We start from the raw sequence: 16,982 nt of genomic DNA, 5'->3' as shown, positions 1-16,982 counted from the left end.
TCTGAGGAGAATGACACTGGCCAGACAAAGCGCCCCGCCGACGATCCGGCCATCGGAATTGCTGATCCCGACGCCGGCCGGGCTCTATTGCCCGCCCGCCGACATCCATATCGATCCGGTCCGGCCGGTGGCGCGGGCGCTGATCACCCATGGCCATTCCGATCATGCGCGCGCCGGCCACGGCGCCGTGCTGGCGACACGCGAGACGCTGGCTATCATGGCGCTGCGCTATGGCGAGGGTTTTACGGTCGAGCGCCAGGAGGCGGTTCCCGGCGAGACGACGCGGATCGGCGAGGTCGATTTCCGGTTCGTGCCGGCCGGCCATGTGCTGGGCTCGGCGCAGATCGTGGTCGAGCACAGGGGCCTGCGCATCGTCGTCTCCGGCGACTACAAGCGCGAGCGCGACCCGACCTGCGCTGGCTTCGAGCCGGTGCCCTGCGACATCTTCATCACCGAGGCGACTTTCGGGCTGCCGGTGTTCCGCCATCCGCCGGCCCATGCCGAGGTCGCGAAACTGCTCGAATCGGTCAGGCTTTTTCCGGACCGGACCCATATCGTCGGAGCCTATTCGCTCGGCAAGGCGCAGCGCGTCATGGCGCTGATCCGCGAGGCCGGCTACGCCAAGCCGATCCATGTCCATGGCGCGATGGAGAAACTGACGGAGTTCTACATCTCGGAAGGTGCGAAACTTGGCGAGATCCGCAAGGTTGCCGCGGCTGAACGGAAAAGCCTAGGCGGCGAGATCGTGATCTGCCCGCCCAGCGCGACCCAGGATCTCTGGGCCCGCAAATTCCCCGACCCCGTCACCGCTTTCGCCTCGGGCTGGATGCGGGTCAGGGCGCGAGCCCGGCAAAAGGGCGTCGAGCTACCGCTGATCATCTCCGACCATGCCGACTGGGACGATCTCCAGGCGACGATCCGCGAGGTCGAGGCCGGCGAGATCTGGGTCACCCATGGCGAGGCAGAGGCGCTGGTCCACTGGTGCGGCACGGTCGGCCTGAAAGCCAGGCCGCTGCACCTCGTCGGCTATGGCGACGAAGGCGAGGCCGAGCCGGCAGATGAAGCCAAACCGGAAGGAGAGGGTGTCGATGCGATCGCCGGCTGAACGCGTCTCAGCGCGTCTGCGCGACCAGCGCACGCTGGGGCTGCGCCATGCCGACGAGCGAGGCGGCCATGTCGCGCGCCAGGCAGTCATAGCCGGCGTCGCTCATATGGAAGCCGTCGGACGACAGGGCCGCGTTGAAGGCCTCGGCGTCGCCGCRATACCATTCGCGCATCGTGTCGTAGCGCGTGAACACCGGCACGCTCGCGCGCTTGCCCGCATCTGCGATCACTTCGACGTAAGAGCGATAGCGCTCGGGCTCGCGGATGCCCGGGAAGAATTGCGGATCGAGGATGGCGAGGTTCGGGCCGGCCGCCTTCACCATGGCGATGCCATCGGCCACCATGCCGCGGAAGGCGTCGATATCTCCGCCGGTGACGGCGTCGTTGGTGCCGACCTGCCAGATCACGAGGTCGTAGCGACGCTCGCTCAGGGCCTGCTTCAGGCGCACCAGCGTCTGCGGCGCAACCTCGCCGCCGATGCCGGCATTGACGATCTCGATCTTCGATTTCGCCCAGGATTTGCCGAGCAGGGCCTGCAGGCGGGCCGGATAGGTCTTGTCCCTGGTGCTGGCGCCGATGCCTTCGGTCGAGGAGGAGCCGATGGCGAGGATCGTCAGTGGACGCCCCTGCGCGACGGGGGCTGCGAGGCCGGCCAGCGTGGCGTTGGACTGAACGATCGGCGTTTCGCGGCAGGAGAACGACGCAGCGTGTGCGATTCCCGAAAATGCCAGTGCTGCTACGAGATTCAGGGCCGTGAACCGCAAGGCAGCGCGCATCGAGATCATCCTCCTGGATACCCCTTGCCGATTAAGGTTTTCTTCATGAACGGCAACTGAACGATGCAGTGCAGCATAGCGAGAAAATCTGACCAACCCGTGCAGCGAGGCGATGACGCGCCATGAATCGTTTCGCATGGTTGCTCGATCGTCTGGCCTATGAGCCGCGCCGCAACGCAAAGCTCGCGCTGATCGCCGATTATCTGCGCACCACGCCCGATCCCGATCGAGGTCTGGCGTTGGCGGCGATGACCGGCGGGCTGGTGTTTCCCAATGCCAAGGCCGGGCTGATCCGCGCGCTGATCGCCGAGCGTACCGACCCCGTGCTGTTTGCGCTGTCCTACGACTATGTCGGCGATCTCTCGGAGACGGTCGCCCTGATGTGGCCGGTAAAGCACGGCGCCAATGCCGTGCCGCATCTGCCCGATGTCGTCGCCGGCCTGCGCAATGCCGGCAAGACCGAGTTGCCGCGCATTGTCTCGGGCTGGCTCGACGCGCTCGACGAGACCGGGCGCTGGGCGCTGCTCAAGCTGATCACGGGCAGTTTGCGCATCGGCGTCTCGGCCCGCCTCGCCAAGACGGCGGCGGCGAGCCTCGGTGGCGTGCCGGCCGACGAGATCGAGCAGGTCTGGCATGGGCTCGAGCCGCCCTATGAGAGCCTGTTCGCGTGGCTGGAGGGGCGCGGTGCCCGCCCCGAAGCGACGGACCCCGCGCCGTTTCGGCCGGTCATGCTGTCGCACCCGGTCGAGGATGGCGATTTCGACAAGCTCGACCCGGCGCAATTTCAGGCCGAATGGAAATGGGACGGCATCCGCGTTCAGGCCGTCAGCGGCACGCGAGCAAACGGCGAGCGCGTCACAAGGCTGTTCTCGCGCACCGGCGAGGACATCGCCGCCTCGTTCCCCGACATCGTCGAGGCGCTGACGCAGGATGGCGCGCTCGACGGCGAATTGCTGGTCCGCCGCGACGATGCGGTCCAGAGTTTCAACACCTTGCAGCAGCGCCTCAACCGCAAGAGCGTCACGGCGAAGATGCTGGTCGAATATCCAGCCCATATCCGCGCCTATGATCTCCTGGTCGATGGCGAGGAGGACATTCGAGACCTGCCGTTGGGCGAGCGTCGCAAGCGGCTGGAGGCTTTCGTCGGAAAGCTGGCGAGCCCTATCGTCGATCTCTCGCCGCCGATTCCGTTTTCGAGCTGGGAAGACCTCGCCGCCGCGCGCGCCGATCCGGAAGGAGCCGGGGCCGGCGCGGATGCCGAGGCGGTCGAGGGCTGCATGATCAAGCGCCTCGCCTCGCCCTATCTGCCGGGCCGGCTCAAGGGGCACTGGTGGAAATGGAAGCGCGAGGCGAGGCTGATCGACTGCGTGCTGATGTATGCCCAGCGCGGCCACGGCAAGCGCTCGTCGTTCTATTCCGACTACACCTTCGGCGTCTGGCGGCAGGGCGAGAGCGGCGACGAACTCGTGCCGGTCGGAAAGGCCTATTTCGGCTTCACCGACGAGGAACTGATCGAGATCGACCGTTATGTCCGCAAGAACACGCTCAACCGCTTCGGCCCGGTGCGCGAGGTGACGCATACGGTCGAGAGTGGGCTCGTCTTCGAGGTCGCCTTCGAGGGCTTGCAGCGCTCGACCCGGCACAAATCCGGCCTCGCCATGCGTTTCCCCCGGATCAACCGTATCCGCTGGGACAAGCCGCCCGCCGAGGCCGACCGCATCGAGGCTTTGGAACAGCTCCTGCCTGCGGCGGGTTGATGGCAGCGTATTGCTGTTGGATTCGGAAACACGCCGTGATCCTGGACAAGCCGCGAAGCGGCGCAGCTCCGGGATCCATCATAAGGCGCTGTCGTGCCCGATGATGGATCCCGGGACGAAGCATCGCTTCGCCCAGGATGACGGCGTGTTTCCGAGCACGATCACCCAATGAGGACAGCCCATCATGACCCCGCTCCGCCTCGTCTTCCTTGCCGCCGCGCTCGTGCTCGGCGCGGCGATCATCTGGGCTTCGGCCACGGCGTCGCTCGGCGCGAGCTTCGCCAAGATCGGCAACGATCCCTGGGGCGTGGTGACGCTGATCGACCTCTACAGCGCCTTTCTCGTCTCCGGCTTCCTGATCTGGCGCTTCGAATCGTCCCGGCGTCTGGCGCTGCTGCTGATCGTGCTGACGCTGGGTCTCGGCAGCCTCGTGCCGCTGCTCTGGCTCGTCTTCCGGGCTGGACCCGCGCTGATCGCTCCGCGCCGGTGATCTCCATCCGACATGATGATCGGACCACTGTCGGGGTCGGTCGACTCTTGTTGCATTGCAACATCGGGAAATCTGGTCCAGAGCCTGCGTTGCAACGGCCTTGCGCGAGCGTCAGGGCGGGAGTGCTTGAGATCGTGGCCACGCCTGGGGCAGTATGGCCAGGCGGGCAGACGAATGGGGATATGCGGTGATGACACGGCAGCCTTCGACGCGGATCGTGATCGCGGATGACCACCCTTTGTTTCGCGGTGCGCTGCGGCAGGCGGTGTCGCATGCGCTGGCTGGCGCCGATGTCAGCGAGGTCGGCTCGCTCGAGGCGTTGACCGAGGCGCTGGCGCAGGGCGCCGACGCCGATCTCGTGCTGCTCGACCTGACCATGCCGGGCGTCCAGGGCTTTTCCGGCCTGCTCTTCCTGCGCGCCGACCATCCCGAGGTTCCAGTCATCGTCGTCTCGGCCAATGACGATCCGGCGGTGATTCGCCGCTGCATCGAGTTCGGTGCGCTCGGCTTCCTGCCCAAGACCGCCGAGGTCGCGCAGATGGGCGAGGCGATCCGCGCCGTGCTCGAAGGGGCTGTCTGGACCCCGCCGGGCGTCGATCTGACCTCGCCGGTCGACGAGGAGGTCGCCGACATGGTGCGCCGCCTGTCATCGCTGACGCCGCAGCAGGTGCGCGTGCTGATGATGCTGTCGGAGGGATTGCTCAACAAGCAGATCGCCTACGAACTGGGCGTCTCCGAGGCGACGGTGAAGGCCCATGTCTCGGCCATCCTGACCAAACTCAATGTCGACAGCCGGACGCAGGCGGTGATCGCGTCCTCCAAAATCGCCGGCACGGCCTGGGCGACGACGGGCGCGTCCGCGACGGTCTGAATTCTGGCTGTTCAGTCCCCGTTCAAGCGCCGCGTGGCCTGATCGGGTGCAATTCGGGGGTTATCCAACATGGCCAATGGCGCGATCGAACGATTTCTCGGCGGCAACCTGCTCGGCGTTCTGGTCCGGCTGATCTTCATCTCGCTGCTCGTCGGCGCGGCGATGGCGTTTCTGGGCCTGTCGCCATGGGCGCTTTACGACGCGGCGGTGCGCTTCGTCCGTTCGCTCGGCGATCTCGGCTTCGGCGCGGTCCGCGAGGTCGGCCAGTGGGTCATCGCAGGGGCGCTGATCGTGGTGCCGCTCTGGCTGCTCTCGCGGTTGCTGGCGTCGCGGCGCTAGTCAGAGAGCGTCGCCGCGTGCAATCGCGATGGCGTCGCGGCCGACGAGCGCGCTCAGCCTGGCGACGCCGGCCTTGCGCGCTTCCTGCACGAGCCCTGCCTTGATCGTCTTCGCCAGTTCCGGCCCGTGGAAGACCATGGCGGAGTAGAACTGCACGAGACCGGCGCCGGCCCGGATCTTGGCGAAGGCCGTCGCCGCCGAATCGACGCCGCCGACGCCGATCAGCGGGAATTGCCGCTCGACGCGCAGATAGGTCTCGGCCAACAGGCGTGTCGAGGGCGCAAATAGCGGCCGCCCGGAAAGCCCGCCGGTCTCGATCTTTGCCGCGTTCTTCAACGTGGCCAGCCGAGCGATCGTGGTGTTGGAGACGATCATGCCGTCGATGCCGCGCTTGCGGGCGACCGAGACCATGCCGTCGAGTTCGGGCAGCGTCAGGTCGGGCGCGATCTTGAGCAGCATCGGGGTGCGCCGGCCGCTTTCGGCCGCAGCCTCGTCGCGCGCCGCCAGCGCCCGCGCCACCAGATCGTCGAGCGCCGATTCGGCCTGGAGGTCGCGCAGGCCCGGCGTATTGGGCGAGGATACGTTGATCGTCAGGAAGTCGGAGACCGAGGCGAGCCGTCGCGTCAGCACGGCGTAGTCGTCAGCGCGATCGGCCGATTCCTTGTTGGCGCCGAGATTGACGCCGACGAGCCCGCCGCGTTGGCGCCGCACTGCAAGCCTCTGCGCAACCGCCTCCATGCCGTCGCTGTTGAGGCCGTAGCGGTTGATCACCGCCTCGTCCTCGACCAGCCGGAACACGCGCGGACGCGGATTGCCCGGCTGCGGCAGCGGCGTCACGCCGCCGACCTCGACGAAACCGAAGCCCAGCCCCAGCGCCCCATCGACCGCCTCGGCATGTTTGTCGAAGCCGGCGGCAAGCCCGACCGGATTGGCAAACGAGAGTCCGAACGCCTCGGTGGCGAGAACCGGATCGTCGGCGGCAGGCCTTGGAATTGGCGCCGCGGCGAGCGCGACGACCGCCATGCGATGGGCGGCCTCGGCGTCGAGCCGGTGGATCAGCGGGCGGGCGAGGCTGAACAGGGCGCCGATCACGCGACATCCTCCGGAATGACATGCTTGCCTGCGGGACCGAGCGCCAGCGGCGCGATCCAGCGCGCGGCCTTCGGATCGAGCGTGGCGTAAAGATGGGGAAACAGCGCGCCGCCGCGCGAGGGCTCATGACGCAGGGCGCGGCCGAGCTTTGCATCGTCGATGGCGATCAGCAGCAGGCCATGCTGGCCGGCAAAGTGTCGCGCCGCCGTCTCGCGCACCTGCCCGCCCGTCGAGAAATGGATATAGCCATCGGCGAGGTCGACCGGGGCCCCCTCGAAGCGTCCGAGCGTTTCGGCCTCGCGCCAGAGCGTCTCCGGGCAGATCTTGTAGATGAGCGGCATGACAGGTCTCGGCGGATCGACGCAGGCCACGACATAGAGCATGGCGCGAAAAAGTGGGAACCGGTTTTTCGCTTCAGCCATGCTCTACATTTGACCCGCATGGCGCGAAAAAGTGGGAACGGGTTTTCGCTTCAGCCATGCATCGCCTGCGATCTGGCCGATGGCAGGAGGTGTGGGCAAATTTTGTCCGCATTTCGTCAAGAAACAGATTGAAGTCTCATATGATAGGGGATATTTCCTATTTTATCCCCGGCCTAACGGCAACATCAGGAACGAGGCCTCCGCGGTGCTCTCCCATGACCAGATCTGGAACGCGATAGACGCGCTTGCCCAACGTTACGGCTTCACGGCCTCGGGGCTCGCCCGCAAGGCCGGGCTCGACGCGACCACCTTCAATCGCTCCAAGCGCATCGCTCCCGATGGCCGGGAACGCTGGCCCTCGACCGAATCGATCGCCAAGATTCTGCAGGCGACGGGAGCCTCGCTCGACGAATTCATGGCCGTGGTGATGCGGCGCGGACCTGCGCCCTCGCGCACGATTCCGCTGATCGGCTTCGCGCAGGCAGGCTCTGGCGGTTTTTTCGACGATGGCGGTTTCCCGGTCGGAACCGGCTGGGAGGAAGTGGCCTTTCCCGGCGTCGGCGACGAGAAGGCCTATGCGCTGGAGATCGCCGGCGATTCGATGTTGCCGCTCTATCGCGATGGCGACACCATCATCGTCTCGCCGACGGCCACCGTCCGGCGCGGCGATCGTGTCGTGGTCAAGACGGTCGAGGGCGAGGTGCTGGCCAAGCAGCTCAAGCGCCAGACCGCAAGGACCATCGAACTCGCCTCGCTCAACCCCGAGCATCCCGAGCGCGTGCTGAACCTCGGCGAGATCGCCTTCATGGCAAGGGTGATCTGGGCGAGCCAGTAGGGTCGTTCAGTTCGCCGCCTGCTTGCGGGTCGGCAGGGTCACCTTGAACACCGCGCCCATGGTCGAGGCTTCGAGCTCGATCATCCCGCCATGCAGGCGCACCAGTTCGGCGGCGATGGCAAGGCCCAGCCCGGTTCCGCCGGGAGTGACCGAGCCGCGAAAGGCCTGGAACAGGTTCGCCCGCGCCTGCGCGGGCACGCCGGGGCCGTTGTCGCTCACGCGCAGCGCGATTTCGCCGTCGAAACGCTGCGCCTTGACGACCAGCATCGGCATGCCGCCGCCTTCCGCGCCAGCTTGCGTCAGCGCCTGGACGGAGTTGCGCATCAGGTTGAGCAGGACGCGCGCCATCTGGTCGGGGTCGCAGGAAGCGAGCAGGTCGGCTGGAACCTCGTTGCTGAAGCCCACGATCTTGTTGTCGGGCAGGCCCAGCATTTCGGCCTGTTCCGCCACGAGCTGGCGTAAGCCTACCTCGCGTAGCAGCGGCGTCGCCTCGGCCGCGCGGCCATAGGCCAGCGTCGCCTGGCAGAAATCGATGGCGCGGCCGAGCGTCGCGATCAGGCGCGGCGCGAAGCGCTTGATCTTGGCGTCGCGCGTGTCGACCAGCCTGTCGGACATCAGCTGCGCCGCTGCCAGCATGTTGCGCAGATCGTGGTTGATCTTGCTGACCGCGAGCCCGAGTTCGGCGAGGTGCTTCTTGGTCCGCAGCTCGTCTGCGAGCGTCCCCTGCATGCGCGCCAAAGCGCGCTCGGCCTCGCCGATCTCGTCGGCGCGTTGCGAGGGTTCGATGATCCGGCGCGGATTCTCCGGATCGATCTCGAACTCCATGACATTCGCGGCGAGCTGGCGGATCGGCCCGACGATCATCCAGTTCAGCGCCAGATAGACCAGAACCGCCGTCAATCCCGAGATCAGCAGCGAGAGCAGGAGGATATTGACCGAGAAGGTCAGCATCGCCCGGCGCAGCGGCGCCTCGTCGATCACGAGCTCGACGAAATCGGCGACGCCCATGGCCTGACCGATGACGCGGATCGGCATGTCGTGGGGCGGGTTCACCAGCACCACGACCGCATCCACGATCGCGCTCATCCAGTTCGAGTCGCGCATATCGACCGTTCGGGCGACTTCGAGCGGCATCGAATCGAGGCTGAGCAGGCGTCGCGCTCCGCCGACGCGGGCGGCGATCGCGCGTGCGCCGACGCCCATCAGCAGGCGGTTTTCGCTGCCCTCGGGCAGACCTTCCTCGGGCGCGCCCTCCAACACCAGCACGGCGACCTGCGCCGCCGCGAGCCTGTCGTTCAGCCAGTTGCGCCGAAAATTCGCGACTGACGGAAAATAGATCAGGATTTCCGCCAGCATCACGAACAGCACGGTCAGCAGTAGCAGCTTGGCCGAGAGGCCAAGCCGGGTCAGGCCGCGCGGAACGCTGACGGAAAGTTTTCGGATATCGGGGTCTTGCTGGAGCATCGGATCGTCAGTCTAGCCGAAGCGCCGCAAAAAGCCGATCAGCCGCCGGATGCCAGGCTTGGCCGCCAGCGGCGCGTAGAACGACACTGCCGCGCGCTTGGAAACCTCCGAGAAGGTCGGATAGGGGAAGACGAGCCCAGCCATGTCCTTCACCGCCATGCGCTTCTGCACGGCCATGCACCAGGGCACGATCAGATCGCCAGCCTGCGCGCCGACGATGGTGACGCCGAGGATGCGCCCCTTCCTGTCGGTGACGAGTTTTACGAAACCATCGGTCTCGTGCTCCGCCTGGGCGCGGTCGTTCTCGGCATAGGGCCAGCGCAGGATGGTGACCTTGACGTTGTCGGCCCGCGCCTGAGCCTCGCTCAGCCCGACGCTGGCGAGTTCCGGCTGGCAATAGGTCACGCGCGGAATGGCGGACATGTCCGACCGGACCGGCAGCCGGAACAGCGCGCTGCGCAGCACCAGGCCGGCGTGGTAGTTCGCGACATGGGTGAATTGCAGGCCGCCGGCCTTGCCGCTGGCGCAGTCGCCGATCGCGAAGATGCGCCGGTTGGTGGTGCGCAGGCCCTTGTCGACGATCACGCCTTTAGCGTCGCTGGTGACGCCGGCGAGTTCGAGGTCGAGCGCCTTGATATTGGGCGCGCGGCCTGCCGCGACCAGAAGGTGCGTGCCTTCCAGCACGGTCTCCGCGCCGCCTTCCGGCCCCGCCAGCACCAGCCTGATACCGCCCCGGATCGGGTCGGCGCGCAGCACTCTCGCCTGCTCTTGCAACGTCGCCCCGTCGCGCAGCAGCGCCCGGCGCACGATCGTTACGGCCTCGGGATCGTCGCGTGACAGCAGCGTCTGCGCCTCGACGAGCGTGACCGCGCTGCCCAGTCGGGCCATTGCCTGCGCCAGTTCGACGCCGATCGGACCGCCGCCGAGCACCAGCAGGCGATCGGGCCGTTTCGTCAGCGAGAACACGCTCTCATTGGTGAGGTACGACATCGCGTCGAGCCCGGGGATCGGCGGGGCCGCGGGCCGCGATCCCGTGGCGATGACGAAACGGCGCGCCTTGATCGCCTGCTCGCCGACCATGACCGTGCTGCGGCTGACGAAGCGCGCCTCGCCCTTGATCACGTTGACGCCGAGCGCCCCGAACCGTTCGGCCGAATCATTGGGTGCGATCGCGGCGATGACGCGCTGCACATGGTCGTGGACTTCAGCGTAGTTCACCTGCGGCTCGCCGGCCGAAATGCCGAAGCGTCCGGCTTCGCGCACAGCCTTTGCACGCGCACCCGCCGCGATCAGCGCCTTCGACGGGACGCAGCCGACATTGAGGCAATCGCCGCCCATCCTGTCGCGTTCGATCAGAACCACGGCCACGCCGAACATCGCGGCCGCCGCCGCAACCGAAAGTCCGGCCGAGCCCGCCCCGATCACGCAGATATCCGGCGTCAGCGGCGCGGGTCTGGCGGTCGCCGCACTGGTTTCGCTCACGCCTTGCCTCCCTGACCTGCTCGCCTGCGCTTGCTGATGGCGCGCCAGATCACCGGAATCAAGGCCACGCAGCCCAGAAGCGCGAAAGCCGCCAGAAGTTCCGGCGTCACGAGCGCCTTCAGATCAAGCCCCTTGTCGCATCCGGCGCTCCCGGCCGCCTGGCAGGCGGAGCGCGCCGCTTGATGCGCGGCAATGACCGAATCGAGCCCGGCGCCGGCGACCGAAAAGGCGAAGGTGCCGGGGATGATGCCGACCAGCGTCGTCCAGGCGAAGACCGGCAGTTTCACATCGCCGAGCGCCGCCGCCAGATTGACCAGCCAGAACGGAAACGCCGGCACCAGCCGCAGGAACAGGAGATAGGAGGCGGCGTCGTTCTTGAAGCCGTCGAGAATCTTGCCGAGCGCCGGCCCGGCCTTGCGCTGGAGCGCCTCGCCAAAGGCCGAGCGTGCGACGAGGAACACCGCGATGGCGCCGACCGTGGCGGCGACGATGGTGACGGTCCCGCCGAGAATGCCGCCGAAGAGAAACCCGCCCAGCAGCGTCAGGAGCGCTGCTCCGGGAAAGGACAGCGCCACGCTGGCGGCGTAGACGGCGGCAAAGCCCAGCAGCGCCAGGACAAGGTTGCCCTCGACCATTTGCTTCAGGCTCTCGCGCTGCTGCAGGATTGCGTCGAGCCGGAGATAGCGATGCAGGCCCGCGCTGTAAGCCGCGATCATCGCGAGCGCGAGCAGCGCGAGCGGCAGATAGCGCTTCCAGGCAGGCGTGGCCGGCTGGGCGGATATCGTGGGCTTCGTCATAGCTCGCGCCCATCCTCCGCTCATGGCAGTCGGCTGCTCTTAGGCGAAGATGCGCGCGATGGCATCGCCACGTCACCATCTCGTGACGTGGCGTGCTCCGGCAAGCGCGCTTAGGCGACGTTGCGATCCTTGCCAGCGCAGAATTGCGCCATCGGCTCGGGCCGGCCGAAGAGATAGCCCTGGGCCCGCTGCGCGCCCAGCAGCTGCACGGCGACGCGCTGCTGTTCGGTCTCGATGCCTTCGACCACCACTGTCATGGAAAGCCGGCGCGCCAACTGGCAGACCGCCTCGATGATGGCCTTGGAGGCCTCGTTGGTGTGGACGCTACGGCTGAAGCTCTGGTCGATCTTCACCTGCGCGAAGGGATAGGTCGAGAGATAGGCCAGCGAGGAATAGCCGGTGCCGAAATCGTCGAGCGCGAACTTGACGCCGAGGCCCCTGAGCTCGTTGATGACGGACAAGGTGACCTTGTTGTCCTCGATCAGCAGCGACTCCGTCACCTCCAGCGTCAGCCGGTGCGAGCCCAGATGCGAGGCGATCAGGGCGTCCTTTACAGTTTCGACGATGCGGCGCGGTTCGCGGAACTGCAGCGGGGAGATGTTGACGGAGACGCCGGTCTCGTCGTCCCAGAGCACGCAGTCCCTGCAGGCCTGCCGGATCGCCCAGTCGCCCATCGCCGCGATCAGGCCCGACTGCTCGGCGATCGGGATGAAGACGCCGGGCGGGATCATACCGCGTGTCGGGTGCCGCCAGCGCATCAGCGCCTCGCGCGTCACGATGCCTTGCGTCTTCAGGTCGATGATCGGCTGGTAATAGAGTTCCAGAGAACCGTTATCGCAGGCCGCGCGCAGGTCGACCTCGATCTCGTGCCGGTCGAGCATCTCCTCGGCCATGGCCGGATTGAAGAAGGTCAGCGTGTTGCGCCCGGCGGCCTTGGCCTTGTAGAGCGCGGTATCGGCATGCCGCAGCAGGTCCGACGGGGTCGCGCCGTCTTCGGGCGCCATCGCGATGCCGATGCTGGCCGTGACATAGATGCTCTTGGCGTCGATCTGGAACGGCTTGCCCATCGCGTCGATCATGCGCTGGGCGATGCCGGTCACGACGCTGTGGTCGGCCGAGGGCAGGATCAGTAGGAACTCGTCGCCGCCGAAACGCGCCAGCAGGTCGCCGCCGCGGATCGCGCCGCGCAGCCGGTTGGCCGTCTCGGTCAGCACGCGGTCGCCGACATCATGGCCGAGATTGTCGTTGACCTGCTTGAAGCCGTCGAGATCGACATAGAGCAGGGCGAAGGTTTCGCCGGTGCGTTCCAGACGGCCGAAGGCCTGAGCGAGATGGGTGTTAAGCTCGAAGCGGTTGGCAAGCCCGGTCAGTTCGTCGAAGCGGGCCATCTGTTCGATGCGCGCCTCGGTCGCCTTTCGGTCGGTGGCGTCCTCGGTCAGCATCAGCACGCCGCCCTCGGCCGCAGGCGCGATGGTGATGACGAGCACGCGGCCGGCCCGTGTCTGGATTTCGCGGGTCAGCGCGGCCTGGCTGTCCTGAACCGTGACAAGCGCGGCGCGGACGTCGCGCACCTGTTCGGCGCCGATCACCTGCCGTTCGATCAGGAAGCGCGCGATCGCAGTCAGCGGCGTGCCCGGCAAGGCGAGCGTCTCGGGGATTCCGTAAAGCGCGCGATAGGGCGCGTTGCTGACCGCGAGCTTGAGGTCGCTGTCGAACATCGCCAGACCGTGGATCATGGTGTTGAGCGCGGCGTCCAGCGTCAGGTTCTGCGAGTGCAGCGCCGAGGCCAGTTCCTTGGACTGCCTGGTCGCATCGCCCAGCGCCAGCAGGTTGCGATGCAGCGAATTGGTGATCGCGATGTTGGCGGCGACGTAGAGGAAGGCAAAATAGCCGATGTAGTCGTAGTAGACATTATTCGCCTGGATCAGGCCAAGCGCCATCGGGATGCAGAAGGCGAGCAACTGGACGGCGACGAATTTCGGCCGTCCCGCATTGCGCGAGACATAGCCCGACGCCAGTGCGATCGTTGACGCGACCGAGGTAACATGGGCTGCCGCGTCGTCGGTCTGGACCAGCGCGGCATAGCAACTGTAGCCGAGCACCACGCTGAACACGGTCGCGCCCAGAAAATACTCCCGGTCCCAGCGCCGCGTCGTCTCGAAGCTGTCTTCGGAGTGCTCGCGCCGGCGATAGGTGACGACGGTCATCAGCCGCAGCGCCACGATCAGCGTCACCACGCCCGTCAACTGCATGAACAGCGGCAGTCCGGTCGAGACCCAGCAGAGATAGGGCGTCAGGATCCCGGCGATGCCGCCGGGCACGATCGAGGCCGGCGAGGAGAACAGCGAGCTGACCAGCAGGCGATAACCGGGGAGGTCGAAGCCCTCGCCCGGATCAGCCTTGCCGTCTGTCAGGGATCGCCCGAGGGGCCTTGCCATCCACTCCCGCCTCTTCACGGCCACAGGCGGAGCAGATGTTGTCTGACGCTACGCTTCTCGCCGTCTGAATGGTTTAAGGCGCACAGGTAAACGTTTGGTGTGGGCAATTCGGGATTTCAGCCGGCGCGGGACGCCACGAAATCCGCTTTCACTGACCCACGGCAAGCGCCGGGGGAACGATCGTGGGGCGCTGATAAACCCGGGCCAGCATCCTGTCCTGCGTCTGTGCGATGCGTTGCAGCTTCGAGATCGCACTCGGATTGAGCCTGAGCATGCAGTTCGTCCAGATCTCGCCGAGATGCTCGAGCTCTTCCCTCAGGTCGCCGGCGAGGCGGTTGAAAGCCGAAAACAGCGCCGTCTTGGCTGCGTGGACCGGAAGGGAGTCGGCTGCGTATCTGCGGATCCAGTCCTCGCCGGTCCCCTTGGGAACGACGGCTTCGAGCCCGCCAGCCGCCATGAAGGCCTTTGCATCGAGTTCCTCGCCCGAGAGCAGCATCTGCTCGGCGGCGCGTGGCCCCATCCGGCGCGACAGGATCGCCACAGCCGTGATCGGGAAGTGGTTGAACTTGATCTCCGGGTAGACGAAGGAAGCCTGCTCCTCGGCGATCATGATGTTGCAGGATCGCGGCGCATCGATCCCGCCGCCGATCGCCTTGGCGTGGATCGTCGAGAGCGTCACCACGAGGCCGTTCAGCCCGCTCGCATTGGCGACCGCACCCTCGATCGAGAGCCTTGCATATTCCGCCAGGGCGGCGCGGTCGTTCTTGGCGAGACAGTCGAGATAGAAGTCGAGGTCGCCGCCCAGCGTGAAAAACGGGCCGGTGCCGCGAAACGCCAGGAAACGCACCGGCGCGCGGTGATACTGCTCGGGTGCGCCCCATAGCGCCATGATCGCGCGCTGGATCTTGCCGAGGCTGTCGAGGAGCTGGATCGTGAAGACCGGCTTCAGTTCGGGCCTGATCGTCACCCAGAGCGTCCTGATCTCGGGCTCGTAGGCCAGCTTCACCTCCGGCAGGAAGCCAGCCTCGTGCCGGATCGCGTCGACCACCTCGCAGCGTTCCTGCACCGTCTCGACCGGAAATTCAGTGACCGAAGCGAGAGACTGGAACATGCCGCTGATCCCCGTTTGCCTTGCATCAAGAACGCTGGATCAGGGTAGGTGAAGTTAAGGAACTGTAAACGAAATCCCATGGAAATGGTTAATTTCATTAAGCTTTATCACGTAACGTCAACGTCGGATCGGATTCCCGCAACGGGCGGGCGCGTTGGCGAGGCGGTCAGGCAAATCATGTGCTCGCAAGGGGAGGCGGTCGTCGAAAATGTCGAAAACGCGGTTCCGCTCCTTCGGCGCGCGAAAAAATTCTCCGCAGGCCGCCACCGGCAGCCCATTTCCTTCGCGTTGGCCGTGGCGCGCTCGCGACAGTGTTCGTCGCGAGACTCCGGGCTGTCCCGGCGCGGGACAATTCCGTCCGGTCGCTTGTCCAAAGGAGCGGCGGCGGCTAACCATTCGCCGCGAATTCGCCGTGTTCCCAGCGTTGAACCGTTCAAGCCGAGTTGATGCCGTGAATCGCCGACCATCCGCTGATGACGAGAAGAGGGCCCGCCTCGCGGCCGCCCTTCGCGAAAACCTGAAACGCCGCAAGGCGCAGGCCCGCGCTCGCCGGACGGACGAGGCGCCAGCGCAGGAACCGGCTCCACCCATCCAGGCCGACGCCTCCCGGACCTGATCCGTTTTCGATCCCGCCGCCCGGCTCGCCTGCCGCCCGCGGCCCTGCAGGACATTACGATGGACAAGATCCGCATCACCGGCGGCCAGCGCCTGAATGGCACGATTCCGATCTCGGGCGCCAAGAACGCGGCCCTGCCGCTGATGATCGCGAGCCTGCTGACCGACGAGACGCTGACGCTGGTCAATGTGCCGCGTCTCTCCGACGTGACGGCGCTGTCGCGCATCCTCTCCAATCAGGGTGTCGACCGCACGGTGGCCGGCAAGCGCATCGGCCAGTCGGCCGAGCACGGCCAGACCATCGCGCTGACCGCGCGCCAGATCGTCGACACCTGCGCGCCTTACGAACTGGTCTCGACGATGCGGGCGAGCTTCTGGGTCATCGCGCCGATCCTGGCGCGCATGGGCGAGGCCAAGGTCTCGCTGCCGGGCGGCTGCGCCATCGGCACCCGGCCGGTCGATCTCCTGCTGATGGCGCTGGAGAAGCTCGGCGCGCAGATCACCATCGAGAACGGCTATGCGATTGCGCGTGCGCCCAAGGGTCTGAAGGGGGCGGAGATCGTCTTCCCGAAGGTCACTGTCGGCGGCACCCACACCGCGCTGATGGCGGCCGTGCTCGCGCAGGGCACGACTGTGATCGAGAACGCCGCGCGCGAGCCCGAAGTCACCGATCTCGCCGCCTGCCTGATCAAGATGGGGGCGAAGATCGAGGGCGCGGGCACCTCGCGCATCGTCGTCACCGGCGTCGCCCGCCTTGGCGGCGCGCATCATGCCGTGCTTCCTGACAGGATCGAGGCCGGGACCTACGCCATGGCCGTCGCGATGACCGGCGGCGACGTGCTGCTGGAGGGTGCGCGTCCCGATCTGCTGCAATCGGCGCTCGATGTGCTGGTCAGGGCCGGCGTCGACATCACCACCACCAATGAGGGCATTCGCGTGCGCCGCAATGGCCATGGGCTCGACGCTGTCGATATCGACACCGATCCCTTCCCCGGCTTCCCGACCGATCTGCAGGCGCAGTTCATGGCGCTGATGACGCGGGCGAAGGGCACCTCGCGCATTCGCGAGACCATCTTCGAGAACCGCTTCATGCATGTGCAGGAACTGGCCCGCCTTGGCGCGAAGATCAGGCTCGACGGCGATGTCGCCCATGTCGACGGCGTCGCCAAGCTCACCGGCGCGCCGGTGATGGCGACCGATCTGCGGGCCTCGGTTTCGCTCGTCATCGGCGGTCTGGCGGCCGAAGGCGATACCACGATCAACCGCGTCTACCATCTCGACCGGGGCTTCGAGGCGCTGGAAGCCAAGCTGACGCGCTGCGGCGCGGCGGTGGAGCGCATCAGCAGTTGACGTTGGCGGCGGGCCTCGCCAGAACTCGGCCATGTCCCA

Annotated in this window: 15 protein-coding genes; 7 read left to right on the top strand and 8 right to left on the bottom strand. The window is 66.6% G+C overall.

Features of this window, described 5'->3' with window-relative positions:
- Positions 1-10: 10 nt before the first annotated feature.
- Positions 11-1,105, top strand: coding sequence for a ligase-associated DNA damage response exonuclease (locus AC1DZY_RS07265; protein WP_476819415.1), 1,095 nt, complete (start codon positions 11-13; stop codon positions 1,103-1,105).
- A gap of 7 nt (positions 1,106-1,112) precedes the next feature.
- On the opposite strand, the gene AC1DZY_RS07260 is transcribed toward AC1DZY_RS07265, so the two are convergent.
- Positions 1,113-1,880 (bottom strand): SGNH/GDSL hydrolase family protein, encoded by a 768-nt coding sequence (locus AC1DZY_RS07260; RefSeq protein ID WP_476819414.1) that lies wholly within the window; start codon positions 1,878-1,880, stop codon positions 1,113-1,115.
- Positions 1,881-2,002: 122 nt separating this feature from the next.
- Here AC1DZY_RS07260 and AC1DZY_RS07255 point away from each other — a divergent pair, with 122 nt between their 5' ends.
- The 4 genes from AC1DZY_RS07255 to AC1DZY_RS07240 all read left to right on the top strand — a co-directional run bounded on the left by AC1DZY_RS07255 (position 2,003) and on the right by AC1DZY_RS07240 (position 5,337).
- A complete protein-coding gene (locus AC1DZY_RS07255; RefSeq protein ID WP_476819413.1) occupies positions 2,003-3,637 on the top strand; it encodes a cisplatin damage response ATP-dependent DNA ligase in 1,635 nt (544 codons plus the stop codon).
- Between the two features lie 184 nt (positions 3,638-3,821).
- The gene (locus AC1DZY_RS07250) at positions 3,822-4,127 is read left to right on the top strand and encodes a hypothetical protein (protein WP_476819412.1); all 306 of its coding nucleotides are present in this window, start codon (positions 3,822-3,824) and stop codon (positions 4,125-4,127) included.
- 190 nt (positions 4,128-4,317) lie between these two features.
- Positions 4,318-4,998, top strand: a complete 681-nt coding sequence (locus AC1DZY_RS07245; protein ID WP_476819411.1) for a response regulator — start codon at positions 4,318-4,320, stop codon at positions 4,996-4,998.
- A 69-nt stretch (positions 4,999-5,067) separates the two neighbouring features.
- A complete protein-coding gene (locus AC1DZY_RS07240; RefSeq protein ID WP_476819410.1) occupies positions 5,068-5,337 on the top strand; it encodes a DUF6460 domain-containing protein in 270 nt (89 codons plus the stop codon).
- On the opposite strand, the gene AC1DZY_RS07235 is transcribed toward AC1DZY_RS07240, so the two are convergent.
- Together AC1DZY_RS07235 and AC1DZY_RS07230 are read right to left on the bottom strand one after the other, a co-directional pair.
- Entirely contained in the window at positions 5,338-6,429 is a 1,092-nt protein-coding gene (locus tag AC1DZY_RS07235; protein WP_476819409.1) for a quinone-dependent dihydroorotate dehydrogenase, read from the bottom strand.
- Positions 6,426-6,770, bottom strand: a complete 345-nt coding sequence (locus AC1DZY_RS07230; RefSeq protein WP_476819408.1) for a DUF952 domain-containing protein — start codon at positions 6,768-6,770, stop codon at positions 6,426-6,428. Before AC1DZY_RS07230 ends, AC1DZY_RS07235 begins: the two co-directional genes overlap by 4 nt.
- A 286-nt stretch (positions 6,771-7,056) precedes the next feature.
- On the opposite strand from AC1DZY_RS07230, the gene AC1DZY_RS07225 reads away from it, so the two are divergent.
- The gene (locus AC1DZY_RS07225) at positions 7,057-7,686 is read left to right on the top strand and encodes a S24 family peptidase (protein ID WP_476819407.1); all 630 of its coding nucleotides are present in this window, start codon (positions 7,057-7,059) and stop codon (positions 7,684-7,686) included.
- Positions 7,687-7,692: 6 nt separating this feature from the next.
- On the opposite strand, the gene AC1DZY_RS07220 is transcribed toward AC1DZY_RS07225, so the two are convergent.
- From AC1DZY_RS07220 to AC1DZY_RS07200, 5 genes are all read right to left on the bottom strand, one after another.
- Positions 7,693-9,150, bottom strand: a complete 1,458-nt coding sequence (locus tag AC1DZY_RS07220; protein WP_476819406.1) for a sensor histidine kinase — start codon at positions 9,148-9,150, stop codon at positions 7,693-7,695.
- Positions 9,151-9,162: 12 nt separating this feature from the next.
- Positions 9,163-10,632 carry a dihydrolipoyl dehydrogenase family protein gene (locus AC1DZY_RS07215; RefSeq protein ID WP_476819405.1) on the bottom strand — a complete coding sequence of 490 codons (1,470 nt, stop codon included), beginning with the start codon at positions 10,630-10,632 and terminating at the stop codon, positions 9,163-9,165.
- Complete coding sequence (locus AC1DZY_RS07210) at positions 10,629-11,429, bottom strand: TVP38/TMEM64 family protein (protein WP_476819404.1); 801 nt, start codon at positions 11,427-11,429, stop codon at positions 10,629-10,631. The genes AC1DZY_RS07215 and AC1DZY_RS07210 overlap by 4 nt, the downstream gene beginning before the upstream one ends.
- A gap of 110 nt (positions 11,430-11,539) precedes the next feature.
- Entirely contained in the window at positions 11,540-13,867 is a 2,328-nt protein-coding gene (locus tag AC1DZY_RS07205; protein WP_476819403.1) for a putative bifunctional diguanylate cyclase/phosphodiesterase, read from the bottom strand.
- Positions 13,868-14,015: 148 nt separating this feature from the next.
- On the bottom strand, positions 14,016-14,978 hold the full coding sequence (locus AC1DZY_RS07200; protein WP_476819402.1) for an enoyl-CoA hydratase-related protein: 963 nt from the start codon (positions 14,976-14,978) through the stop codon (positions 14,016-14,018).
- 675 nt (positions 14,979-15,653) lie between these two features.
- Between AC1DZY_RS07200 and murA the strand changes: the two genes are divergently transcribed.
- Positions 15,654-16,943, top strand: coding sequence for a UDP-N-acetylglucosamine 1-carboxyvinyltransferase (gene murA / locus AC1DZY_RS07195; RefSeq protein WP_476819401.1), 1,290 nt, complete (start codon positions 15,654-15,656; stop codon positions 16,941-16,943).
- Positions 16,944-16,982: the final 39 nt, after the last annotated feature.

The sequence above is a fragment of the Allobosea sp. P2_A10 genome (assembly GCF_056405115.1).
The sequence above is the reverse complement of the archived record's forward strand: the minus strand, read 5'-3'. Positions and strand labels throughout refer to the sequence as shown.